At 34.4% G+C, this 25,228-nt stretch carries 22 protein-coding genes, 1 tRNA gene, 1 rRNA gene and 4 pseudogenes; 22 read left to right on the top strand and 6 right to left on the bottom strand.

Features of this window, described 5'->3' with window-relative positions:
• Window positions 1–65: 65 nt before the first annotated feature.
• Both Wcon_RS12975 and Wcon_RS00810 read left to right on the top strand, forming a co-directional pair.
• Window positions 66–212, top strand: a pseudogene (locus tag Wcon_RS12975) (IS630-like element ISWpi11 family transposase); the annotation flags it as partial.
• A 54-nt stretch (window positions 213–266) separates the two neighbouring features.
• Window positions 267–771, top strand: a pseudogene (locus Wcon_RS00810) (transposase); the annotation flags it as partial.
• On the opposite strand, the gene Wcon_RS12970 reads toward Wcon_RS00810, so the two are convergent.
• The 4 genes from Wcon_RS12970 to Wcon_RS00795 form a co-directional block, all read right to left on the bottom strand.
• Complete coding sequence (locus Wcon_RS12970) at window positions 744–914, bottom strand: hypothetical protein (protein ID WP_179947442.1); 171 nt, start codon at window positions 912–914, stop codon at window positions 744–746. The pseudogene Wcon_RS00810 and the gene Wcon_RS12970 overlap by 28 nt on opposite strands.
• A 68-nt stretch (window positions 915–982) precedes the next feature.
• Window positions 983–1,168, bottom strand: a complete 186-nt coding sequence (locus Wcon_RS12965) for a hypothetical protein (protein WP_147269130.1) — start codon at window positions 1,166–1,168, stop codon at window positions 983–985.
• A gap of 179 nt (window positions 1,169–1,347) precedes the next feature.
• Window positions 1,348–3,144, bottom strand: coding sequence for a translation elongation factor 4 (gene lepA, locus Wcon_RS00800; RefSeq protein ID WP_114516857.1), 1,797 nt, complete (start codon window positions 3,142–3,144; stop codon window positions 1,348–1,350).
• Window positions 3,145–3,216: 72 nt separating this feature from the next.
• Window positions 3,217–4,263: a hypothetical protein gene (locus Wcon_RS00795; protein WP_114516856.1), complete on the bottom strand. Its 1,047-nt coding sequence runs from the start codon at window positions 4,261–4,263 to the stop codon at window positions 3,217–3,219.
• A 534-nt stretch (window positions 4,264–4,797) separates the two neighbouring features.
• On the opposite strand from Wcon_RS00795, the gene Wcon_RS11330 reads away from it, so the two are divergent.
• Entirely contained in the window at window positions 4,798–4,944 is a 147-nt protein-coding gene (locus Wcon_RS11330; RefSeq protein WP_179947444.1) for a hypothetical protein, read from the top strand.
• A gap of 212 nt (window positions 4,945–5,156) precedes the next feature.
• Window positions 5,157–5,318, top strand: a complete 162-nt coding sequence (locus Wcon_RS11325; RefSeq protein WP_179947443.1) for a hypothetical protein — start codon at window positions 5,157–5,159, stop codon at window positions 5,316–5,318.
• A gap of 376 nt (window positions 5,319–5,694) precedes the next feature.
• Here Wcon_RS11325 and Wcon_RS00790 read toward each other — a convergent pair.
• Window positions 5,695–6,276 (bottom strand): annotated as a pseudogene (locus Wcon_RS00790) (transposase); the annotation flags it as partial.
• Between the two features lie 90 nt (window positions 6,277–6,366).
• On the opposite strand from Wcon_RS00790, the pseudogene Wcon_RS11670 reads away from it, so the two are divergent.
• Window positions 6,367–6,796: pseudogene (locus Wcon_RS11670) on the top strand (transposase); the annotation flags it as partial.
• A gap of 158 nt (window positions 6,797–6,954) precedes the next feature.
• Entirely contained in the window at window positions 6,955–7,077 is a 123-nt protein-coding gene (locus Wcon_RS12410) for a hypothetical protein (protein ID WP_255565430.1), read from the top strand.
• Between the two features lie 286 nt (window positions 7,078–7,363).
• On the opposite strand, the gene Wcon_RS00775 is transcribed toward Wcon_RS12410, so the two are convergent.
• Complete coding sequence (locus tag Wcon_RS00775) at window positions 7,364–7,912, bottom strand: hypothetical protein (protein WP_114516854.1); 549 nt, start codon at window positions 7,910–7,912, stop codon at window positions 7,364–7,366.
• 220 nt (window positions 7,913–8,132) lie between these two features.
• Here Wcon_RS00775 and Wcon_RS00770 point away from each other — a divergent pair.
• From Wcon_RS00770 to Wcon_RS00695, 16 genes are all read left to right on the top strand, one after another.
• Window positions 8,133–9,637 (top strand): 16S ribosomal RNA (locus Wcon_RS00770).
• Window positions 9,638–9,741: 104 nt separating this feature from the next.
• Entirely contained in the window at window positions 9,742–10,119 is a 378-nt protein-coding gene (gene sdhC, locus Wcon_RS00765) for a succinate dehydrogenase, cytochrome b556 subunit (protein WP_114516853.1), read from the top strand.
• On the top strand, window positions 10,116–10,472 hold the full coding sequence (gene sdhD / locus Wcon_RS00760; RefSeq protein WP_114516852.1) for a succinate dehydrogenase, hydrophobic membrane anchor protein: 357 nt from the start codon (window positions 10,116–10,118) through the stop codon (window positions 10,470–10,472). The genes sdhC and sdhD overlap by 4 nt, the downstream gene beginning before the upstream one ends.
• Before the next feature lie 76 nt (window positions 10,473–10,548).
• A complete protein-coding gene (locus Wcon_RS00755) occupies window positions 10,549–11,796 on the top strand; it encodes a hypothetical protein (RefSeq protein WP_114516851.1) in 1,248 nt (415 codons plus the stop codon).
• A 105-nt stretch (window positions 11,797–11,901) separates the two neighbouring features.
• Window positions 11,902–13,203 carry a sugar phosphate nucleotidyltransferase gene (locus tag Wcon_RS00750; protein ID WP_114516850.1) on the top strand — a complete coding sequence of 434 codons (1,302 nt, stop codon included), beginning with the start codon at window positions 11,902–11,904 and terminating at the stop codon, window positions 13,201–13,203.
• A gap of 116 nt (window positions 13,204–13,319) precedes the next feature.
• Complete coding sequence (locus Wcon_RS00745; protein WP_114516849.1) at window positions 13,320–14,549, top strand: lipoprotein-releasing ABC transporter permease subunit; 1,230 nt, start codon at window positions 13,320–13,322, stop codon at window positions 14,547–14,549.
• Window positions 14,542–15,273, top strand: a complete 732-nt coding sequence (locus Wcon_RS00740) for a hypothetical protein (protein WP_114516848.1) — start codon at window positions 14,542–14,544, stop codon at window positions 15,271–15,273. The genes Wcon_RS00745 and Wcon_RS00740 overlap by 8 nt, the downstream gene beginning before the upstream one ends.
• Complete coding sequence (locus tag Wcon_RS00735; RefSeq protein ID WP_114516847.1) at window positions 15,270–16,493, top strand: heme biosynthesis protein HemY; 1,224 nt, start codon at window positions 15,270–15,272, stop codon at window positions 16,491–16,493. Before Wcon_RS00740 ends, Wcon_RS00735 begins: the two co-directional genes overlap by 4 nt.
• Window positions 16,494–16,598: 105 nt before the next feature.
• A complete protein-coding gene (gene atpG / locus Wcon_RS00730; RefSeq protein WP_114516846.1) occupies window positions 16,599–17,471 on the top strand; it encodes an ATP synthase F1 subunit gamma in 873 nt (290 codons plus the stop codon).
• An 18-nt stretch (window positions 17,472–17,489) separates the two neighbouring features.
• Entirely contained in the window at window positions 17,490–18,824 is a 1,335-nt protein-coding gene (locus Wcon_RS00725; protein WP_114516845.1) for a TldD/PmbA family protein, read from the top strand.
• A 174-nt stretch (window positions 18,825–18,998) separates the two neighbouring features.
• The gene (locus tag Wcon_RS00720; protein WP_114516844.1) at window positions 18,999–19,250 is read left to right on the top strand and encodes a cold-shock protein; all 252 of its coding nucleotides are present in this window, start codon (window positions 18,999–19,001) and stop codon (window positions 19,248–19,250) included.
• Window positions 19,251–19,284: 34 nt separating this feature from the next.
• Entirely contained in the window at window positions 19,285–20,511 is a 1,227-nt protein-coding gene (locus tag Wcon_RS00715; protein ID WP_114516843.1) for a DEAD/DEAH box helicase, read from the top strand.
• Window positions 20,512–20,789: 278 nt separating this feature from the next.
• Window positions 20,790–23,069 (top strand): AAA family ATPase, encoded by a 2,280-nt coding sequence (locus tag Wcon_RS00710; RefSeq protein ID WP_114516842.1) that lies wholly within the window; start codon window positions 20,790–20,792, stop codon window positions 23,067–23,069.
• 56 nt (window positions 23,070–23,125) lie between these two features.
• Entirely contained in the window at window positions 23,126–24,136 is a 1,011-nt protein-coding gene (locus Wcon_RS00705) for a molecular chaperone DnaJ (protein ID WP_114516841.1), read from the top strand.
• 58 nt (window positions 24,137–24,194) lie between these two features.
• Window positions 24,195–25,091 carry a class I fructose-bisphosphate aldolase gene (locus tag Wcon_RS00700; RefSeq protein ID WP_114516840.1) on the top strand — a complete coding sequence of 299 codons (897 nt, stop codon included), beginning with the start codon at window positions 24,195–24,197 and terminating at the stop codon, window positions 25,089–25,091.
• 5 nt (window positions 25,092–25,096) lie between these two features.
• A tRNA-Cys gene (locus tag Wcon_RS00695) sits at window positions 25,097–25,168 on the top strand.
• The last annotated feature ends 60 nt before the right edge of the window (window positions 25,169–25,228 follow it).

Genomic DNA, 25,228 nt, shown 5'->3' with positions numbered 1-25,228 from the left:
GAAAAAGAGTAAGATATGGATTTATAGTAGTGAAGGTAAATAGTTATGACGTAAGGAAAAAGGTAATGGAAGCGTTGGATGAAGGAGAAAACTATTGCCAAGAGATTTAAGATCGGAAAAACAACTTTATATGAGTGGAAGAAAAGACGTGAGAAAACGGGAGATTTTCAGTCAAAAACGTGGGCTATAACCATAAAATTACCGACTGGAATGCATTTGCAAGGTGGCAAAACTCAGTCAGAGATGCTGGTGCAATATTAGTAGACAATCGAGCACTTAAAAATATAGGATTCACAAGACTTACGGATACAAAGAAAGAAATGAGGAAAAGCGAGCTCAATTTGTAAGGGTTATAGCGACAAAAGAACCTCAAAACTTAGTATATATAGATGAATCTGGTATTGATAATACCGAAGACTATCCCTATGGATATTGCCAGAAAGGACAGCCCTAAAATCTGGAATCAGCATGGTTGCAGCCTTAAGTGGAAGAAAAATAGTTGCTCCGTTAATCTTTGAAGGCCACTGCAATATGTTAATAAATGGTTTGAGCAATTTCTGACACCGATCTGGACAAACTTTGATAATGCTACTTTTCATAAGTCTAATAAGATTACCGAACTTGCTAAAGGGGTTGGTGCAGAAATTTTATATCTGCCTCCGTATTCTCCAGATTTTAACAAAATTGAGCATCATTGGTTTGCTATAAAAAACAGAATCAGGAACTCTATTCACATCTTTTCGTCATGCTGTTGATTCTTCCTTCTTATGACCTTTTTGGACTGTTATGAGAAGGGCTATACTTGTGTTTTTATTGTATGTTTCTTTTTTTTCCTGAAAAAAATCTTTTCTGCTTTTTTTTGCTCTCTCTATGGGAGTTTCTGTTCCGTCTACTACCAGAATCTCATATTGCATTTAATAGCTCTTTTTTTTCAGGCAATGCAAAATCTTGATGCTTTATCAGCAAATGCAGGCGCTTTCACTTATTCCATAGCTTTAAATAGGTACGGTAGTGCCATTAACAAACGATCTTCCATGCCTCCTTTTGCCTTTTTTTTAGCCTCTTCCTCTATTAAAATTTCTATTATTTTTTCGAATGTTTTTCTTTTTACTCCTGTCAATCTCCGTAACTCCTCTTCATCAAGTTTACTTATTTGTTTGTATTTCATACCTTCACTAATGTTGCTTTCGGTATGTTCTTGCATATTCCTAAGTTATGCAAGAAATCTTTTGTTGCATGGCATCTTGTATAGTGTTGATTTAAGATATGATATAGCTATTTCAATGCAAATAAATTTATTGAGCAAATAGCCACTTAGTTCTTTAAAATTATGTTTTTAGACATACATTAATCATTTATTTTCAAAGCCTCAATAAAAGCATTCTGTGGAATGTTTATGTTTCCTACAGAATGCAATCTTTTCTTACCTTTCTTCTGCTTTTCAAGCAGCTTCATCCTTCGTGTGACGTCTCCGCCATAGAGTTTGGCTGTTACATCTTTTCTATACGGGTTAATTGTTTCTCTCGCAATAATTTTACTGCCCACTGCCGCTTGAATCGCGATTTTATATTGCTGACGTGGTATCAAGTCTTTTAAACGTGCACATATTTCGCGTCCCCTTTTTTCTGCCCTACTTTTGTAAACGATACAAGCCAACGCATCCACAGGCTCCCCATTAACTAAAAAACTCAATTTATCTATTTGACTTTCCTGGTAATTGGAAATTTCCCAATCTAAACTTGCATACCCCTTGGAAATTGATTTTAGTCTATCGTAAAAATCAAAAACAACCTCAGACAGCGGTAATTTATACTTCAGCAGTGCCGTTGTCGTATTACCAATATAAGATAAGTCCTGCTGTTCTCCTCTCCTCTCTTCACATAGAGATAGAATTTCTCCTAAATATTGGTCAGGTACCATTATAGTTGCAGTAATCCACGGCTCTTCCACCATTTTAATTTTTACTGGATCTGGCATGTCGCTTGGATTATGAATATTCAGAATCTCGCCGTTTTGTGTTGCAACCCTATATATAACACTTGGTGCAGTTGCTGTTAGGTCTAAATCAAATTCTCTCTCGAGTCTTTCTTGGATAACTTCTAGATGCAGCATTCCCAAGAAACCACAACGGAATCCATAGCCTAGCGCATTTGATGTTTCAGCTTCAAAAGTAAAACTTGCATCATTTAAATGCAGTTTTTCCAGTGCTTCCCTTAAATATTTAAAATCATCTGTGTTGTTGGGAAAAATACTGCAAAATACCACAGGATGGACTTCTTTAAAGCCAGGTAATGCTTCACTGCATGGCCTTTTCTCTTCGGTAATAGTGTCCCCTACTTTGCAATCTGCCATCTCTTTCATTGAAGCAATTATAAAACCAACTTCACCTGCTGAAAGTTCACCAGTCATAACTTTTTTAGGAGTGAAAATACCAATATTATCCACTTGATATGTAGCATTATTAGACATCATAACAATTCTCATGCCTTTTTTTAGAACTCCATTTTTAACTCGCACTAAAATTACTACCCCTAGGTAAGGGTCATACCAACTATCAACTAAAATTGCTTGCAGTGGAGGATTTATATCACCTTGAGGAGCTGGAAGTTTTGTCACTATAGCTTCAAGTACATCTTTTATCCCAAGCCCAGTTTTTGCCGATATCAAAATTGACTCACTTGCATCAATACTAATTACTTCTTCAATCTGAGACTTTACTCTTTCTGGATCTGCAGCAGGAAGGTCGACTTTATTAAGCACAACTATTATCTCATGATTATTGTCAATTGCCTTGTACACATTTGCCAAAGTCTGAGCTTCCACTCCTTGGCTGCTATCTACTACCAAAAGTGAACCTTCACATGCGGCTAAGCTTCGGCTGACTTCATACGAAAAGTCGACATGACCTGGAGTATCCATGAGATTTAGGCAATATTGATTACCATTCCTTGCAGTATAGCTTAGTCTCACCGTTTGTGCTTTGATTGTGATTCCACGTTCACGCTCTATATCCATTGAGTCAAGTACCTGATTGGTCATTTCCCTTGTCTCAAGACCGTTACATTCTTCTATTAAACGATCAGCAAGAGTTGACTTCCCATGATCTATATGTGCTATTATTGCAAAGTTTCTTATATTGTTCATAGATCTACTTATTTAAGTAGATCTATTTTACATTTTAAGTATTGTAAGAGCAATTACTTATCTCCCTTTTTGCTAAAAACATGAAGCTGGAGCCTTTACTAGTGGCCGGAAATGCTCATTAGCTGATGATTGACTAAGTTTGCTACTTACCTCATCGCTTTGCTGGCTATTCTGCTTACATGTTTTTACTGCATCAGCAAGGCTTAGGTAAGTATTACCAACTTTAATTTTTACATCTTTATTTTCTTCTAAATCTTTATTATCTGGTTTATCACTTACTATTTTAATAGTGCCATCGCTATTAGCACTTAATGTAATGCTACATTTCCTTTCATCTATATACCAGTTAAACTTTATTCTATATTGATCTGTGGTACCTAAATAATAATATCTAACCCCCTTCTCATCTATCTTACCATATATAATTCTTTCTTGACTGCCATTTAAAACCCAAAAAGCAGCAATACTGTTTTTTTTACAAAAATCACTATTTAAAAATTCGCTTACTTTAATATCTGTGCTTTTATTGTCTTCTTTTAGCTTAATTATTGCATAAAGAAGATTTTGATCCCCATACTTTGTAATTGATACCTCATCAATAGTGCCGCTTTCTATGCACTTGCTAAACTCTTCTTCAATTTTCTTTTCTAATTCTTTTTGCCTTGCTGCATCTTGTTGTTGCATTTTTTCTAGCGCTTCTTTCATTTCTTTCTGAAGTGATATAAAGTTATCAAGTAGTTTATCTCTACTACTATCAATGATTGTTTTATACAACTCATCATTATAAAGTAGACTTAAGCCTTCTACTACTATATTTAAGTTTCCATAAGCTATTGCAAAATTATACTTGTCACTCAAAGGCTTACTGTCAGCTGAAGAACGTTTAAAGCTATCCCAACAATCGTGTTGAACAATGAAACCTGCTGCTATAAGCTTTTCGTAGAGATTAATAAGCTCTTCTGTTATATTTTTTTCTTGATCAGGATGCTTTTTAATTAGCTCCAGACTTTCTCTAATATCATTAACTAAGTTACCAGACACAGGCAGCTTTATTATCGACTTGCTCTGTATTGACTCCTCTAGTTCTTTTTTGATATCTTGAAGTTTTTTCAAAATCATACATTTTACCTCATAAAACTATCTGATACCATATACATAAGCATTAGGAAGTTTGCAACATCTTTCCTACCTATTAATCCTTTAACATAGCTGACACTTTTTTTGAATGAGAAATCACTTTATTAATCATATAATTCTCATCTATTTTAGGCAATTCGTACAGATAATTCACCATAACTTGCAGTACAATTAAGCCTTACCGTTTGTGCTTTCCACGCTCACGTTCTATATACATTGACTTGATTTCTCTTGCACTCCTCTATTAAATGGTCATCATGGGCTATTATTGTAAAATTTCTTATGGTATTCATTCCTAAGTAAAATTATTTTACATCTTTAGTGCTGTCAGGACAACGGCTAAGAAATCTGTAATTTGACCTTAGTGGCAAAAATTGGTATATTAATAATTGGTCATCTACTTAAAGAATAAGCTGTGTTTGGAAAAAAACGTATAGAAGTTGAGCCTGATATCCGCTATAAGATGAAAGTAGCAGAGCTAAAGGAGCTAGTTAAAATGGAAGATTGAGTAATGATGTGCTGAGAGCACATATAAATGAAAGTGAAGATGATGATATTAGAAACACTTTTTTCACCTTTCTTGAAGAAATTGACAGTCAAGCTATAAAATTTCTCATAAAAAACGGAGTTGACGTTAATATTAAATACAGAACACCCTCATAAATCAAGTTATAGAAGAGCTGCACGCCGATCTCTGCTTGTGCGTCAGCTCATATTTAGCCACAAGTTATTGGCAAGAAAAAGTTGTGAAAAAAGTAGAATTAATTGAATCATTATTAGAGCATGGAACTAGCATAAAGGATTTTTCTATTACTAAGTATATAGATATTCTTAATTACTTAAAATGTGACATTCAATAAGCTAGCAGAAATAGGTTGATTAGTCTACTAAAGCAACACTTGTTAGATAAGCATTATTATAAATTAAGTAATGAGGATAAAGATGCTATTAAAAATTACAATACTGAAAAGCATAACGGAAACGGTTTTATCAACTACTCATCTTTTCACTTTAAAGTCTATGAAAAAGTTGATTAGATATTATCCTCTGATTTTCGAACAATATATGAAGTCGTTTCACAATGTAATCAGCAATCAAAGGGCGTTCTAGAAAGCTTAAAAGACAAAAAAACTATAAACCAATTAAAATATGAGCCAGAGGAATATCAGCAAAATTATGAAGATTTATGTGATAAATTTACTATTTTATACTCTTCTTATGCAGACACATCTTCTCTTGCAATACTTCCCCTATATAATGAGCTCAAAAATTATATTATTAATAGCATAAAACAAATAGCTCAAGCAAGAGAAAGAGAGATAAGGCTAAACGTATTAGAATTACTATTTTACCATGCAAAAAAGGAAAAGAAGAGTTAGAAAACACGATTGTTTTGTATGCTGAATATATGCACGGAGGCAGATATGAAATTTCTGCACCAACCCCTTTAGCAAGTTCGGTAATCTTATTAGACTTATGAAAAGTAGCATTATCAAAGTTTGTCCAGATCGGTGTCAGAAATTGCTCAAACCATTTATTAACATATTGCAGTGGCCTTCACGGAGCAACTATTTTTCTTCCACTTAAGGCTGCAACCATGCTGATTCCAGATTTTAGGGCTGTCCTTTCTGGCAATATCCATAGCCAGACTCTACACTAATTCTTTAGGTTCTTTTGTCGCTATAACCCTTGCAAATTGAGCTCGCTTTTCCTCATTTCTTTCTTTGTATCCGTAGGTCTTGTGAATCCTATATTTTTAAGTACTCGATTGTCTACTGATATTGCCCCAGCATCTCTGACTGAGTTTTGCCACCTTGCAAATGCATTCCAGTCGGTAATTTTATCTACGCTTCCAGGCTTTTTTGACTGAAAATCTCCCGTTTTCTCACGTCTTTTCTTCCACTCATATAAAGTTGTTTTTCCGATCTTAAATCTCTTGGCAACTCCTTCATCCAACGCTTCCATTACCTTTTTCCTTACGTCATAACTATATGCTACTTACCTTCACTACTATAAATCCATATCTTACTCTTTTTCGACTATTATGAGTAGGGCTATAGTTGCGACAAAACAATGGTCGGAAACAGTTTCTGTATAATTGATGCTCAGAGCGTAAAAAATGTAGATACTGCTGAAAACAAGGGCTACGATGCGGGTAAAAAGATTTCAGTGCCATATTGCAGTTGATACTCAAGACACGCAATTTATATCACAACGGCAGAAATAACTGACCGTAGCAGTGCTGTAAAAATGATCGAAAATGCAAGAGAAAACCTCTCAAAATATACTGGTTGATGTCGGCTACACTGGAGAAAATTTTGCAACTCAAATAAAAGATACTATTGGTGCAGCTGTTGAGGTGAAGCGAATTACACAGGTTTGCCGTATTGCCAAAAAGATGGGCTGTTTTTTGCTTGGTTGGAGAAGTGTAGACGGTTATGGAAAAATTGCGAGCGGAAACTCAACACCAGCTTACAAATTTGCTTTCACTGCTCTACTCCTGAAAAGATTTTAAACAGGTTTTTAGATGCAGTTTAATGCGAACCAGAAAAGCAAAAGAGTTTGGCTGGAAGAGGCGGAGTAGAGAATGGATATATAAGCTGGGTCTGTATTCAGACTATAGAGTAAGATATTACAAACCGAAAGCATCACCAGTACAATATGTTATAAATTTTGGTAAAGAATTTACTAGGGAAGCGTAGTGCGGGAAAACTGCATGCTGCGTTTGATGAGGCGGGAGTTGGAAACGTAAATATGGGAATTTGGATTGAGGACCATCATGAAAGTGATGGATAAGCCATCAAACCCTAAAGTAGGCGCGCCAGCTCTCGACCCTACTGCTAACGCTTAATTTAAGTGCGATTTGGCTGAGTGTAGAAAAAATTTAAAAGACATACAGGCGCTATAATTTTATGTAATCTACCAATAAATACCCTGAATTTTGTTATTGAATCTGCAGGTCAAAAACAAGTTTTGAGTCATGAATGCCCTTAATGTCATAATAAGGAGACTGATGAAATTTGTAAAGCAACTTTTTCTGCTTTCATTGAATCCAACACACTGCTGTTATGCAAGCAGTTTTTTAGCTTTCGTATATCTGAAGTAATTCTTGTGCATTGGCCTTGATTAGAGTAGGGCATTCTCTATCATTTAATAGTGAATGCAGTATTTCAATTGCACCTTTAATATCATTATTATGTATCTTTACTATAGCGGTTACTTCTTGGCTTGAATAAGGATACACTGTACTTGATTGTAAATTATCAATTGTTTCTTGATTTATTTTTTTACCATTAGAGTGAAGTAAGCTCATTACTTCTAAGTATCGTGCTAATTCACAAAAAACGTCAGGAATATCTTTATTATCTGCTAAATCACTATAAATAGATGCTGTATCTGTTGGCGTTGAATCTGAGATATAATTAAATGCGCGTTCAAAATTTGCTAAATACTTCCAGTTTGAGTCTATTTCTTCTAGCAGTGGATTATTATCTTTTTTTAAGAATAATCCTTCATAAAACTTGTCACCTGAAGTTATAGATTGTTTTGTATTACCAATGTTATGCAATAAGTATAATGTGATGCCAACTAACATTGGCGCAAGTGCAAGCAGAAAGATGTATTTTTTCATGTTAATATTCTAAATGATTATATATTTATACATTAATGCCTTTTGATTTGCAAAAACATATTGACATAGTGATTATATCACATAATAATGTTTTCAAAGTTGTTTGAATAGTTGGAGATTAAAATATTTCTAAAGTAGAAATAAAGACAGCAGTATTAAGCTAAATTATTTTTTATCGGATTTATCCGATGTATCCTCAACCTTTTATAGGTTGAAGTCTAAATTTGAGAGTTTGATCCTGGCTCAGAATGAACGCTGGCGGCAGGCCTAACACATGCAAGTCGAACGGAATTATATTGTAGCTTGCTATGGTATAATTTAGTGGCAGACGGGTGAGTAATGTATAGGAATCTACCTAGTAGTACGGAATAATTGTTGGAAACGGCAACTAATACCGTATACGCCCCACGGGGGAAAAATTTAATTGCTATTAGATGAGCCTATATTAGATTAGCTTGTTGGTAGGGTAATAGCTTACCAAGGCAATGATCTATAGCTGATCTGAGAGGATGATCAGCCACACTGGAACTGAGATACGGTCCAGACTCCTACGGGAGGCAGCAGTGGGGAATATTGGACAATGGGCGAAAGCCTGATCCAGCTATGCCGCATGAGTGAAGAAGGCCTTTGGGTTGTAAAGCTCTTTTAGTGAGGAAGATAATGACGGTACTCACAGAAGAAGTCCTGGCTAACTCCGTGCCAGCAGCCGCGGTAATACGGAGAGGGCTAGCGTTATTCGGAATTATTGGGCGTAAAGGGCGCGTAGGCTGATTAATAAGTTAAAAGTGAAATCCCGAGGCTTAACCTTGGAATTGCTTTTAAAACTGTTAATCTAGAGATTGAAAGAGGATAGAGGAATTCCTAGTGTAGAGGTAAAATTCGTAAATATTAGGAGGAACACCAGTGGCGAAGGCGTCTATCTGGTTCAAATCTGACGCTGAGGCGCGAAGGCGTGGGGAGCAAACAGGATTAGATACCCTGGTAGTCCACGCTGTAAACGATGAATGTTAAATATGGGAAATTTATTTTCTGTATTACAGCTAACGCGTTAAACATTCCGCCTGGGGACTACGGTCGCAAGATTAAAACTCAAAGGAATTGACGGGGACCCGCACAAGCGGTGGAGCATGTGGTTTAATTCGATGCAACGCGAAAAACCTTACCACTCCTTGACATGGAAATCATACCTATTCGAAGGGATAGGGTCGGTTCGGCCGGATTTTACACAGGTGTTGCATGGCTGTCGTCAGCTCGTGTCGTGAGATGTTGGGTTAAGTCCCGCAACGAGCGCAACCCTCATCCTTAGTTACCATCAGATAATGCTGGGGACTTTAAGGAAACTGCTAGTGATAAACTGGAGGAAGGTGGGGATGATGTCAAGTCATCATGGCCCTTATGGAGTGGGCTACACACGTGCTACAATGGTGGCTACAACGGGCTGCAAAGTCGCGAGGCTAAGCTAATCCCTTAAAAGCCATCTCAGTTCGGATTGCACTCTGCAACTCGAGTGCATGAAGTTGGAATCGCTAGTAATCGTGGATCAGCATGCCACGGTGAATACGTTCTCGGGTCTTGTACACACTGCCCGTCACGCCATGGGAATTGGTTTCACTCGAAGCTAATGACCTAACCGTAAGGAGGGAGTTATTTAAAGTGGGATCAGTGACTGGGGTGAAGTCGTAACAAGGTAGCAGTAGGGGAATCTGCAGCTGGATTACCTCCTTAGGCTTTGTACATAGCTTATCATTTTAAATGGTGGTATTGTTATGTGCTATGCTGCTGTCTTTACTTCTACTTTATTTTTTTTAATTCCCCGGTAACGGAATTTTATGAGTGATAGGCCTCTTTCTCCACATTTACAAATATATAAAGTACAGGTTACTAGTTTTTTCTCTATTATGCATAGATTGACTGGTATCTTGCTATTTCTTTTATTAATGATACTTTCTTGGTGTTTCATATTACATGTTTATTTTCCCAAGTTATTTATAGTAAAGTACTTAAATGTATTATTATTTACTCCTATTGCTAAATTAGCTTATGTTTTATATTTTATAAGCTTCTTATATCATTTTCTTAATGGTATTCGTCATTTATTGTGGGATGCTGGACTCAATTTAGAAATTGCTAATGTTTCAAAAAGTGCTATGTTACTAACAGTAATGCTACTTCTTTCTACTATGGCCTTTTTATTTATGCTTATATGAGTCAATCTGGAAATTCAGTACATTATTGGTGGGTCCAGCGTGTTTCTGCGGTAATTTTACTGCTCCTGTTTCCTTGGTTTATCTATTCATTTTCTTGCGCATTTTATACTGATAGCTCTTTGTCTTTTAGTGAAAAATTTATTAATCACCCTCTAGAGCTTTTATTTTTTGTTATATTGTTGTTTTGCATTTTTTGGCACGCAGTTCTTGGAATGCAGGTAGTGTGTGAAGATTATATACACAGCGTATCTCTAAGGATTTTCACAATTACATGCATAAAGTACTTATCAAGCATTACTTATATAACCCTTGCTTTTACAATCTTTTTCTTTTACAGGCATATTTTTTTGTAAAATTGTCAGTTCTGTGTTAATATATTATTAGTGTACTAATTTTATTATTGAACTATAGCGATTTTGGTTTAGCAATATGTTTGGGGTATTAAAAACAAGAGTAACAGATCTTATACTAAAAGTGAAGGGTATATTTACCTCATCCGAATCTCAAGTTTATGTCAAAGACTTAAGAAAGGTAATGACATTTAAAGATGGAAGAAAATGCAAATATCCCAAGAATTACGATCAGATCGTAAAATCTGGAGAAGTTATAGATAGTAATGGTGAGGCTATATATAAACTTTTATATGGCGAAAAAGATCGAAAGCGGTCAAGTTTTGAATTAACTCTTGTCAAGGAAACGGAAGATAGGTCTTATTTTACTATTGACTTTTTAGTTAATCGAGAAAAAAACAAGGATGTTAAGCACTATAATGGCTACTATGAACCGTTTGGGTTTTCAAAAATTGATCTTGAAAAACATATTCCAATTTTTGAAGCTCAAAAAAAAGATGGTAAGTTTGAGCTAACTAATTCCTCTTTTCTTGCTAAAAAAGGTTACTCTATTAACGATAAAACGGGAAAGGTTAATGAGGAGCATAGAGATGAGAAAGGGAGAAACGGCAAGCTATTATACACTAGTGATTATAAGAAATTAAGCACTAGTTTTTCTGAAATTAGAGATCAGAATGGTAATCTAGAGCTAGATAAAAGTCTGATATCTGTCCCTATTGTTTTTGTTACAAGCTTAGCTAAGGTTTGTGCTAGAATGCTGACTTTCATTCCTATGAAATTAGGGGGGAATTTGATAGGCAAACAAAATCCAATTGCAAAGTTTTTAGGTTATGCTTTATTTATTCCTGCAATAGCAGTGAAGAATTTAGTAAATGTGGTAGCTACCGGACTTAAGGCTCCAATTTTATTATTAGTACTAGATGAGAAAAAGTATGGTGATGCTTACTACACTATGTGGAAACACCAATTAGAAGAATGTGGGAAAGAGACAAAAAGTGATTTTAGTGTTATTGAAAACGGAAAAAGGCTAAAGCCAGAGCAGAAGAATCATAAGTCACTTAGTATAGTGGGCACATGGAAAGAGCTTAACGCTAGAAAACCAGATATTGAAAAAAACTTAGAGAAGGGGTTGAGCAAAAGTAGTGAAAGTATAGATAAATCTAGAGAATTAGGTGTTGAAGAAGGCTTAAAGGAGAAGTTGCAAAACAAAAGTAATGAAAAAATAGCTGAGTTTGGAAATCAGAAGAGCAGCAATACTCACATTGAGAGAGAGCAAAATAAAAGAAACTCACAGCAAAAGCAGGCTCACATGCCTCCATTTAACTAACCGTTACTTTAAATTACTTTCTACTTTCATTATCCCACAACAAAAACTTGCATGTATCTTGCTCTTAGTATAAGATATTAATTATTTAATTAATATCTTAACTAAATGCGCCCTGTAATATTATGTGGTGGTAGTGGCAGCAGACTTTGGCCTTTATCTAAGCCAAAGCAATTTCAGAAAATATTTAGTCAGAACACTATGTTTCACAACACTTTGTTGAGGCTAAAAAGCGATTATATGCCGCCTATAATTGCTACAAATATACAGTATGAGTCGTTAGTGATGGAGGAATTGCATGCGCTGCAAGAATGTAAAGTGATTTTCGAACCAGTGAAAATTGGAACAGCGGCGGCAATATTAATTGCTGCACTTCTCTGCAATAAAAACGAGACAATCTTAATTCTGCCTTCAGACCATTTTATAGGTGATTTGAATAATTTTTATGCTTCTATTGAGAAAGCATCTAAGCTAGCCTCTGAAACTAACTCTATAGTTACTTTTGGAGTAAAACCTCATGAATTCAATTCTGAATACGGTTATATAAATGCAGTATATGATCAGAAAGAAAAATATCATATAGTGAAAGATTTTACAGAAAAACCCAAGCATATGTTGAGAAACGATCATTATTGGAATTCTGGCGTATTTGTATTTAAAGCAAAGCGCTATATAGATGAGATAAAAAAAATTGCTCCGCATCTCTATAATTTATGTTTTGCAAGTGTGAAACATTTCACACCGCAAGAGAGATTTCTGTATTTAAAACAACGAGATTTTGCAGGAATTGAAGGTATATCTATTGATCACCTAGTGATAGAAAAAGCAGAAAATGTTGTAATGATAGAAGCCAATTTCGATTGGATGGATGTTGGTACTTGGGGTTCAGTTTTAGAATTAAGTAAGAGATTTAGTAAGAATTTGGAGTCATTTCAGCCTATAATCAAAGGAAGAGAGCCAGTTTTGATGACAGAAAATGATGCAAAAAATTTACTAAGTAGAGTTTATAAACGGCCAAATAAGAGCCTAATGTTGTTTATTAATAAAGTTAAGGAAGCAAAGCCAATAAGGAAAGAGATTAAGCCATGGGGATTTTATAGTGTAGTTTTAATGGGCAAGGATTTTCTTATAAAATATCTTTTTATAAATCCACTAAGCTGCACTTCTAAGCAATTTCACCACTATAGAGATGAGTACCATATAATACTATCAGGAGTTGGATGTGTTAGTTTAGATGACAAAACATATGCTATAACGAAAAATCATGTAATAGAGATTCCAAGGAAAGTGTTTCATAGAATTGAGAATAAAAGCACAAGCTTTCCTCTTGAGATAGTTGAGTTTCAGGTGGGGAAGTTTTTATCTGATAGTGATATAGTAAGATTGGACGATGTATATGGAAGGTTTTAATATAGGGTATTGAATATACTCTGCAAGCTTGCTAAATTTAGACAACCTAATTTTAGGTAAAGGAAAGTCTACAATTATATGAAGTCTAAAAAATATGATGTTTAAATCTTAGTATAATGTCCATTGCATTTGAAATTACTATAGCTGCTCGCTATTTGCGAGCAAAGAACTCCAGATTTTGTTCTATAATGACTTTATTCTCTATTATTGGTATTGCTCTTGGAGTTGCAATGCTAATAGTAGTAATGTCTGTAATGAATGGATTCAGAGCAAGATTGCTTGACTCTGTACTTGGTATTAGTGGTCATATTAATGTTTACTTTGATAGAAACATTAGTTCAGATTACCATGCAGTGTCAAAATCTATTGAGAAAATCCCAGGTGTATTAAAAGCCATTTCTATGACCAATGATCAAGTGATCGTTGCAGCAAATGGTGGAATTGTAGGTAGCGTGGTCCGGGGTGTATCAGCTAAAGACTTATTTAATAATACTACTGTTACAAATAATGTGATTGTGGGTAATATGGAAAAATTCGATGAAGGGATAATAATAGGGGCAAGGTTAGCAGAAGCTTTGAAGATTGATTATGGTAATAATATTATGCTTGTATCGCCTGAAGGATTTGATGCATTGTTTAATGAAATGCCAAGAATGAAAGAATATAAAGTTGTAGCCATATTTGATATGGGTATGTTTGAGTATGATAATACCTTGATGTACATGCCCATGAAATCAGCTCAGGCTTTTTTTAATTATAAAGATAGTATAAGAAATATAGAAGTATTTGTAGACGATATCGCTGCGGCTAATAAGCTGGCAGATGCTATAGCAAAAGAAACAGGGATGAAAGCTGAAAGTTGGCAATCTCAGCAAAGCCATTATGTTAATGCTTTAAAAACTGAAAGAAATGTGATGTTTTTAATTCTTACTTTGATTATAGTTGTGGCAGCATTTAATATTGTTTCAAGTTTGATGATGATAGTGCGAGAAAAGAAATCTGCAATTGCAATTATGCGTACGTTTGGTGCAACAAGTGGAAGCATTATGCGCATATTTTGCGCTTGTGGACTACTAATTGGTTTTACAGGAACTTGTCTTGGCTCTATTATAGGGGTTATTTTTTCTCTCAACATTGAAAATATTAGAGTGTTTTTAGAAAGCATTACTAATGTCAAATTGCTTGATCCTATGATACATTTTTTTTCAAGCTTGCCAGTAATACTATCCACTCAAGATGTGGTGAACATTTCCGTACTTGCATTGTTCTTATCATTTTTAGCGACAATTCCTCCTGCGTTGCAAGCAGCTGCACAAGATCCTGTGGAGATATTACGTTATGAATGATACTCAGCAAAAATATATAGGTTGGTTCTTAATTGTGTTATTGTTTGTCAGCTGTATTGCAATAAATAACACAATATTTTTTAAAATAAATCAGCAAGAAAATGAAGATAGTATAAGTGTTTTCACAGAAAAGATAGATGAACTTAGAATGCTGCTTGAAGTTAATCAGTCTAGGGTAGAAAAAAAGATATTTGACTTAAAGAGAAATTTGCACACTCAATGTGAGCAAGGTGATGGTAGCTCAAGGCATAAGAACCTCGCAAAGTTACTGCTACTTGTGGTTAAAATGAAGAATTCATTATTGCAAGAAACAAAATTTGATAATCATATAAATTCAATAAAGCCTTTGATATCAGAGCTTGACGATCCAGAGATAGAAAATGCAGTAAATGAATTGGAAAATTTAAAAGAGATAGATACTTTACGCGGGTTGAAATTGTCTTTTGAGAAGAACATGGTTGTTATTAACTACAATAAAAGTAACTTGTTTAAAAAAATCATTTCAAATTGGATAAAGATAGATGATCGCAGTGATCCACTCAGGGTCAAACTTGCGGAAATTGAAGAATTAATAAGCGATAATGATTGGCAAACCATAGCTACTATAATAGGCGACTTAACACACCCAGAATTCAAGCCGTGGCTTAATAAATTAAATGATTTTATTGTAGCTTCCAAGAATACGTCAACAATATATCACCACTTATTGCAATACATCTCATGATTTATTTTATAATTTTTGCTTTTTCGTTTTTATTTGGCATATGGGTCAAGGTAAGTGGTGAAGTAATAAAATTGGAATTAAGTAATTACACTATAAGCATTGATCTGTATTTCGTTATTCTTGCTTGTGTAGTCCTATTATTTTTATTGATTGCAATTGCACGCTTTTATTCTTCTATTTCATCAACATTTGCTAACATAAAAAATAGAAGAAGAAGTAGGGAAGAATTGCTTCTCTTTGAAGCTTTCTTTAGCTTAGACTTAGGTAATATAGAGAACACCAATAAGCTAATTAAAAATCTAAATGAAGAAAGCGATAAATTATCTTTAGTAAAGCTCTTTAATTCAGGTAAAACGGGAAATTACAGCTTTTTTAGCCATAATTTGACGAGTATTGCAAGTAAAAATCGCAACTTAGCTCTACTTCTGGTCAATAAATTGATTGTTTACCTAAAGCAAGAAAGATCAGTCTTTCAAAAATTTATAGAATATTGCTCTAGTTCAATTAATGATAAAATTCTGTCTATTCCCTTTCAAATAGAGCATTGTATATTGCAAGAAGACTGGATAAATGCAATTTCAAAGTTAAAGGAAGCTATCAAGTTCAATATTTTTCTTCCCTTTGATCATAAGAAGATGTTGGCGGTCTTTTATTGTGCTTTAGCAAGGCAATATGAAAGTAAAGGAAATTTTAAAGGGGCTATAAGGCATTTATTTAAAGCGCAACATCATTGTGCAGCTTTTCGGCCTATCAATTATTTAAAAGCAGAATTATATATTAAACTTGAAAAAATCAGAAAAGCTTCTGCAGTACTAGAGAAGGAATATACGGTAAATCCTACTCCTCAATTAGCTAGAATGTACATTAAGTTAAATAATAAAGGTGCTGAAAGACTATACAGCTTACATCCTGATTATTATTTTAGTTATTGTTTGCTTGCTTTGTCTTCAATTAGCTTAGGTAAATATGATCTTGCAAGTCAGTATTTAGATACTGCTATGAAAAAAGCTAACTATATATCAATTTATCTTGTTATGATACGGCTCAAGATTATGTTGCAAGAGTATGATCAAGCAATTTATTGGTTAAACAAAATGGACTCAGAAGCTGTTCCTGATCCAAGTTGGAAATGTACTGGTTGTAATAGAGAGCTAAAGCAATGGGATTATAAGTGTTCGAGCTGCAATAGTTTTGATTGTATATACAATAAAGCTTTATAGTAAAATGCTCTTGTTGATTATTAAGAAAGGCCAATTCCATATTAAAAAAACTTGTTTTTAGACATTACCAGTTATATATTTTAATAAATTGGGGTTGTATACAAAATGAAGAGCTTGAAGGAACTGTCCTTAAGAATTAAGAATATTAAGTCTGTGCAGAAAACCACGAAAATAATGCAAATGGTTTCTGCAGCAAAATTATTACAAAGCCAAAAAAAATTATCAAATTCAAAATTGCATATATCTAAGCTGCATAGCATTATTTCTTCATCAATGCTATCAGTTGATCAGGATTTACTGGCAAGAGTTCTAAATGTCAGTGACGACGATTCTTACCTAATATTCATTATTGCGTCTGATCGTGGCTTGTGTGGTAACTTTAACTCTTCTGTTATCAGATTTAGCCAGAAGCATATAAATAAATTAATTGTAAGTGGCAAGAAAGTAAACATTGTATTTTTTGGTAAAAAAGCTTTTGAGATAGGTAAGGGTAGATTTGACTCTAATAGTATTTTGAAGGTTGAAAGTAATAAGGAAATCACGCTAAAGCATATAGAAGCTTTGGTTAGTGATATAGACTTAAGTAAATATGATAAGGTTAAAGTTTTGTATAGCAAATTTTATAATACCTTCACGCAAAAACCAATGTTGGAAACAATAAAACCATGGAGTAAAAGCTCATCCTTGATTGATAACTCTCTAGCTGATTCAACAACAGATTATAGCTATGAATATGAACCACAAAATGTTGAATTTATTTTAAAATCTTTGATTCAAGATTACATTGCAGTTGCTCTTTACTCCGCCTCACTTGAAAGTGCAACAAGTGAAAATAGTGCTAGAATGGTTGCTATGGAATCAGCAAACAGAAACACTAAAGAAATGCTGAATAAACTAGCACTGCTTTATAATCGTTCTCGTCAAGCAGCAATTACAACTGATTTGATTGAAGTTATAGGTGGTGCAGAATCTTTATAGAGACCTAAGGAATAAAAAATGAATATATTAAATATTGTAGCAGATATCACTAAACTAATAAAAAAGCAGAATCAAGATGCGGAAGTTGTAATATATGAAACTAATAAGACTTCAGTTTCTCAGCGTTTATCAAAAATTGAGCAAATATCACAATCTAAAAATTGTACTATAGGAATTAGAGCTATAGCAGGTAAGAACAAAGCTGCGTATATTTCTACAAACGATTTGAATAATCTCAGTGATACGATAAGCCGAGTGGTAGAAATGGCAAAGAATGCCCAGGAAGATCCTCATATTAGTTTTGCTATAGATGGCAGTAATTATATCTCTTCTGCAGATTTAAATATCTCAGATAATAATGTTATAACCATTGATAAATTAAAAGAAATTACTGAAGCTGCAGAAAACTCAGCTCTTGCACATAAAAATATTATTAATTCTAAAGGAGCTTCATCTTCACATACTTCAGTAAATACGGTATTATCAACAGTTTCTGGTTTTATTGGTTCATTTAGTAAGTCAACTTTTATTAATCAGATTTCTGTCGTTGCTGGAGAAAAGGGTGAAATGAAGATTGGCTACGATTACGATGTAACATGTAACTTTAGTGATTTAAAATCGCCAGAGTTAATTGGGAAAGAAGCAGCAAAAAGAGCAATAGACCAGTTAAATTCATGTACAATTAAAACTGGTAAATTTCCAGTTCTTTTTGAAAGAAGAGCAGCAAGAGAATTAGTGAAAAGTTTTGCTTCTGCCATAAATGGTAGCAATGTTGTGAATAATAGCTCTTTTTTGAAAAATAGTTTAAATACTCAAATTTTTAATGATAGGATTAACATTATCGATGACCCATTGTTACCAAGAGGTATAGCATCAAGACCATTTGATGGAGAAGGAATGATGAGCAGGCAAAATGAATTTGTAAAAAATGGAGTACTACAAAACTGGATTTTAGATCTATATTCGGCTAGGAAATTAAACTTGGAAACAACTGCAAATGCAACTCGTGCAAGCAATGCTGCAATTATTCCTTCAGCTAGTAACTTCTATTTCAAAAATGGTAATAGATCATTTAAGGAATTAATTGAGGAAGTAAGAGAGGGAATATATGTAACTGATTTATTTGGTTTTGGTGTTAATTTAATTAATGGCGATTATAGTCAAGGTGCATCCGGATTTTTTATAGAGAATGGCAAAATAACCTATCCAATACACGAGATTACTGTTGCCGGCAATTTGAAAGATATGTTTAGCAATTTAGTTGTTGCAAATGACCTAACTTTCTGTGGGCAATTTAATTCACCAACGATTAAAGTTAGTGAAATGACAGTTGCAGGTTCATTTCGTGATTAAAAAATTTAGTTGCATCAAGTACAATAGTTGTGTATTATAATCATGTAATGTTAAGAATAGACTATGGAGTATAGAAGTTTAGTTGCAATAACTAAGCTTAAAGCATTCTAGATCGTAATTTCAAAGTTTTTCATCACATTAATAATATTAGTTAATAGTTTAAGAGTTATTCATATGGAATTTGGTAATATAAAATGGTTTAATGTTGAAAAAGGCTATGGTTTCATCAAGCCAGAAGGTAAAGGTGAGGACGTTTTTGTACATGTTAGTACATTAGAACGTTCAGGAATAAGTCCTGGTGAACTTCGAGGAGAGGATAAAAAGAGAGGAATGAAAGGGGAAAGAGTAAGTTATGAGCTTAAAGAGGAGCGTGGTAGGAACGGAGAAGATAAAAAATCTGCAATAAATTTAAGATTAGAAGATTAGTTTATCATGAAGCTTTGTAATAGGGTAATGTATTGTGAGTAATTTTCATGAAATGGGCCTCCCGATTTTGCTTAGACAAGCTCTAAGTAAAAATAATCTTTGTGTTCCAACTCCGATTCAAATGCAAGCGATTCCTTTAGCTCTCCAGGGTAAAGATATTCTTGGGTCTGCTCAAACGGGAACTGGAAAAACTTTAGCATTTGCTATTCCATTGGTCGCTAAATTGCTGAATGAGCCAAGCATTGGTTCAGCTTTAGTCATCGTGCCGACCAGAGAGCTTGCTCATCAGGTAACAAATGAGATAAGAAAACTCTTATTTCAAAATTCCGCACTAAAGGTCGCTTTGTTGATTGGAGGTGAGCCTATTTTTAGGCAGCTAAATCAGCTTCAGAAAAAAACACAAATTGTAATAGGTACTCCTGGTCGCATTATGGACCATATTGAGCGTAAAACTTTGATTACTAGCAATGTTAGCATTCTTGTGCTTGATGAAACGGATCGCATGTTTGATATGGGCTTTGGAGTTCAAATTGAAGGAATCATGAAATATCTGCCAAAAATACGGCAGACCCTTATGTTTTCTGCAACTCTTCCTAGTGATATAGTTAAACTTACTGAGAAGTACCTCAATCGACCAGAACGTATTTCTGTTGATTGTGAGGCTAAAACTTCTGTAAAAATTAAGCAAGAAATTGTTTATGCATCAGAATCAGAAAAATATGAAAAGCTTGTTACACAACTATGTCAGCGCGAAGGGTCAATCATTATCTTTGTCAAAACAAAGCAAGGGGCAGATCAGCTAGCTAACAAGTTGTACAAAGATGACTATAGCGCTTTAGCAATTCATGGCGATTTAAGGCAGCACAAGCGCGAAAGGGTCATTAATTCTTTTCGTCGTGGCCGTAATCAAATTATGGTTGCAACAGATGTTGCTTCTCGTGGCCTTGATATTCCCCATATTCAACATGTTATCAATTATGATGCACCACAATCGCAAGCTGACTATATTCATCGTATAGGTAGAACTGCACGTGCTGGAGCTGAAGGGTATGCGCTATCTTTTGTTACACCTCAAGATAAGGGAAGACGGCCTGCATTAGCAGATAAAGAAGGAGAGCCAAATTTTGATTGTAGTGTGCAATTTAAAAAACGTAACAGCAAAAAGGTCTTTAAAAGACCAAGTGCGTTAAAGACTAAATACGGTAGAAAAAAGATCAATGCATTTAAGAAGACAAGTAGAGTACTAGAAAAAGCATATTAATGTACTTAACTATTCTTCTATTCTTTAAAAACTCCAATAAGCTTGCTGCAAAGTGAAGTGGCTAAAGAATATATAGCTAACCCAAATTAGGGTTAGCTACAACTTGATAATCGTAATTCCACTGCTTACAAATAAGATCCATTTTGAGATATATTATAACAGTATAACGTGAGGCTGTAATTGGGTTTAATTTGGCTACAACGAGCTACTAGATTTCAGTTTTTTTAATAATTGTGTGCTACTAATTATATATAAATTTACACTTTTAAAGAGAATAGATGATTTCTAAAAATTTAGAGGCAAGTTTAAATAGAGCGTTACTGATTGCTTCTAATTGTAAGCTTAAATATGCAAAAGTGGAACATTTGTTGCTAGCATTAACTAAAGATGTGGATGTAAATTATGTTTTGTCAAGATGTAACATCAGAGCTGATGAAATCATAAATATAGATAATATTATATTAAGGAATGATCATGGTAATAATATAAAAGTTTTTTTACAAGACAACTCCGAATTGACTGTCAATAAAGTTAAGCCTGATGCGCTATTTCAATGCATAATACATAAAGCCATGATGCGGGCTCATCGCTTGGGAAGAGAAGAAATAAATGGAGCAAGTGTTCTGTTAGAGATTCTGTCTGAACAAGATTTATACATTGAAGAGCTATTGCGCAAACAGAATGCGAAGGATTCTAATTTGATTTATAATATATCTAATATAAAATATTCAGGTGATATAGAAGAATGCATCACTAATCGCAAGATAAAACTTGATAAGAATAACGATATTTCTACTGTAGCAAATAAAAGTGAATTATTAAAAGATGAAGAAGTTCTACAAAATTATTGTAAAAATTTAAATGATTATGCAAAAAGCAAAAAAATAGATTATATCATTGGTCGTGATTATGAATTAAATCGCACTATAGAAATCTTACTAAGACGCAGAAAAAATAACCCTTTATATGTCGGAGAACCAGGTGTTGGTAAAACAACAATAGTTGAAGGTCTGGTGTTGAAAATTATCGAAGGTAGTGTTCCGAGTGCACTGAGATCCAGCACAATTTATGCTTTGGATTTAGGATCACTCCTTGCGGGAACACGTTATAGAGGTGACTTTGAAGAAAGAATAAAATCTATAATAAAAGTAATTGAGACAAAACCTGGTGCTATTCTTTTTATTGACGAAATACACACTATTATTGGAGCAGGCTCAACAAGTGGCAGCTTTCTTGATGCCGGCAATCTGCTCAAACCTGCACTTGCAAGAGGTACATTGCGTTGTATAGGTGCAACTACATACAGAGAATATAGCAATAGCTTTGAAAAGGATAAAGCATTAGCAAGGAGGTTTCAAAAAATTAATGTAAAAGAGTCTTCCGTTAATGATACAGTAAAGATACTAGATGGTATAAAGCATTATTATGAAGGGTACCATGGAGTATATTACACGAAACATGCCATTAAATCTGCAGCTGAACTTTCACATAAGTATATTACTGGGCGAATATTACCTGATAAAGCAGTTGATGTTATAGATGAAGCAGGCGCATATTGTAAGTTACAAAAAAACAGGCGAAAAATTATAAACAGTAGAGACATTAAGAATACTATCACTAGGATTACAAACGTACCTTGCGGGCTTGATGATATGCAAAGAGTAAAATCTCTGAAAAAAAATCTCGAGAAGGTTATTTTTGGTCAAGAGCAAGCGATAGAGTCTCTTGTTAATTCTATTAAAATTGCAAAATCTGGTCTGAGAGATTACAATAAACCCTTGGCAAATTATCTCTTTGCAGGACCAACTGGTGTAGGTAAGACTGAACTTGCGAAACAGCTAGCACAAAGTATGGGTATGAACCTTATACGATTTGATATGTCTGAATATATGGAGTCTCACACAATATCTAGAATGATCGGTTCTCCTCCTGGATATGTGGGTTACGACCAAGGTGGATTGCTTACAGAAGTTGTATCTAACAATCAATATAGTGTCGTACTTCTTGATGAAATTGAGAAAGCTCATAGTGATATTTATAATATATTACTACAAATCATGGATTATGGATGCGTTACAGACACTTACGGACGTAAAGTTAATTTTTCCAATACAATTTTAATTATGACAACTAATGCAGGAGCATTTGAACGTAGTAAAAGTTCTGTTGGCTTTGGGCATAAGGACTTTAATATTGGTGATGGCGAAAAAGCAGTAGAACGGATTTTTAGCCCTGAATTTCGTAATCGCCTGGATGCAGTTATTTCTTTTTCTGACTTGAATGCGGATGTCATTTTGCACATTGTGGATAAATTTATTCAAGAATTGAAAAAACAACTTATGCAAAAGGGCATAAACTGCTCAGTGGAAGAAGAAGTAAAGACTTACCTTGCACAAACAGGTTATAGCAAAGAAATGGGAGCGCGCCCAATAGAGAGGCTGATTGAAAAAGAGATAAAAAGTCATTTAGCTGAAGAAATACTGAATCGTCGATTAATCAAAGGAAAGAAATTAAGGATTTATATGAATAAGCAAGAAATTGCTTTTGATATAACTTAAAATTCTTGTTTTAGCATTCTAAATATAATACACTTACCTCTTTTAATAAGGCTACAGTGGCAAGTTTAACTAGAAATCAGTATTACAATAATCAAGATTTACAGAATTTATTTTCAAGATTGGGAATAAAGGCGGAAGAAGTAATAAGTCAGGAGTTTGACGATATACTCAGGTTAGTTGACCGGCGCTTTAGAAAGCTTTCATTAAAGTGCCACCCTGACAAAGAAAAAGATGAGGAGAAGAAAAAGATAGCTACAGAAAAGTTTCAAAAACTTAGTGCAGATAAAAAAGAGCTAGAGAAGCATCTCAACGCTTTAAAAGAAGGGAAAACTCCTAGTCAATATGAAAGGCTATCAAGTGAAGAAGAACGGAGGAGGCAAACAAAAATTCATGGAATATTATCACGTAGAAGCGAAGCTATAAATAGAGCACTTTTATTTTTTATATTAGCAAATGTGGTACTTGGTCCGTCGCTTCAAGTCAAATATTGCTTATCGCAACTTGCTAACACTGGCAAAGTGCAAAACATCGCTTCTCAATTTTATGCATTCAGCATAGGGATTTGGCCATGGTTGTTCATTATATCCTTGTGTGGCATTTTTTATGCAGCAAGTAAACAAAGGGGTCTACAAGAAGAAAATCTGGACAGGTTCAATCGAAGATGCAATCTGCTTATTACTGTTAATAATTGTGTTATATGTATTGCAGCAGTGTTTGCTGTATGTAGTTTAGTATCGGAAATTGCACAAAATGGCTGGCCTGTTCAATATGGAACGATGCTGATAGTTAATTTGGTATTGGATCTATTACTTATTGCTTCACTTAGAACTTTTACGAAAGCTTCTAAATTATATAGTGAACACTGCATTCAACGTTTATGTGAAGAAGACGTAGAATTTAGCTACAAGGAAAAATTTGCATGGTATGACTACAAATTAGTGCTTATGCCGCTCGTTCTTCCTGTTGTTAAAATATGTTTTGAAGATTTAATTCAAGAAAGACCACAACAGCACACCACCGATCCTAAAGTTACACCTTTAAATATAGGTGTAGGAACAAGAGCGTAAAAAGGTCTTTGCTTCAACTATAGTTTTTGCTACACTTTAAGTAAATTTGAAGATATTAATGAGTGAAGAAGTAAAACAAATCTTAAGTTATTACGAAAGTGAAAATCCTGGGGTAAAAGCAAATCTTACTCGCGTTCTTATGCACGGAAAACTTGGTGGCACTGGCAAGTTAGTAATTCTTCCTGTAGACCAAGGATTTGAACATGGACCAATAAAAAGCTTTGAAGTTAACCCTGATGCTTACGATCCACATTATCATTTTCAGCTTGCAGTTGATTCAGGAGTAAGCGCATACGCTGCTCCACTTGGTATGATCGAAGCTGGTGCTTCAACTTATGCTGGAATGCTTCCGCTTATTTTGAAGCTTAATAGCGCTAACTCTTTGCACTCAAAAAGCTTAACTCCTGATCAAGCAATAACTGCTTCTGTAAAAGACGCGCTGCGTTTGGGCTGCGTAGCTGTTGGGTTTACTATATATCCTGGTTCTGCTAAGTGTTTTGATATGATGGAAGAAGCCCGTGAAATCGTAGCTGAAGCCAGATCTTATGGGCTTGCAGTAGTGCTATGGTCTTATCCACGCGGTGAAGGAATTTCCAAAGAAGGTGAAACAGCAGTTGATGTTATTTCTTATGCTGCACATATGGCAGCTTTGCTTGGCGCTAATATAATAAAAGTAAAACTTCCAACTAAATATTTGGAAAGGGAGAAAGTAGAAACAGAAAGTATTGAATCATTATCTAAAAGAATTGAATATGTTAAAAGATCTTGTTTTGCAGGGAAAAGAATAGTAGTTTTTTCTGGTGGCGAGTCGAAATCAGTGAATGACATATGCAATGAAGCGAAAGAGATTAAGCAAGGCGGTGGTAATGGTTCAATCATTGGGCGTAACACTTTTCAACGCAAAAGAGAAGAGGCTTTATCTATGCTAAAAGATATAATGGATATCTACGCATAAAAAACGGCTGGGTGGCAGAATGGCTTATGCGGAGGACTGCAAATCCTTTTATACCGGTTCAATTCCGGTCCCGGCCTCTTATTTCAATTAGATCGTTTTTTCTTCTGAAATTTTAGCAAGAGGTGTGGCTTTTAATG

It is taken from the genome of Wolbachia endosymbiont of Cylisticus convexus (assembly GCF_003344345.1).
Note: the sequence above shows the minus strand (reverse complement) of the source record. Positions and strands in the feature narration are given on the sequence as shown.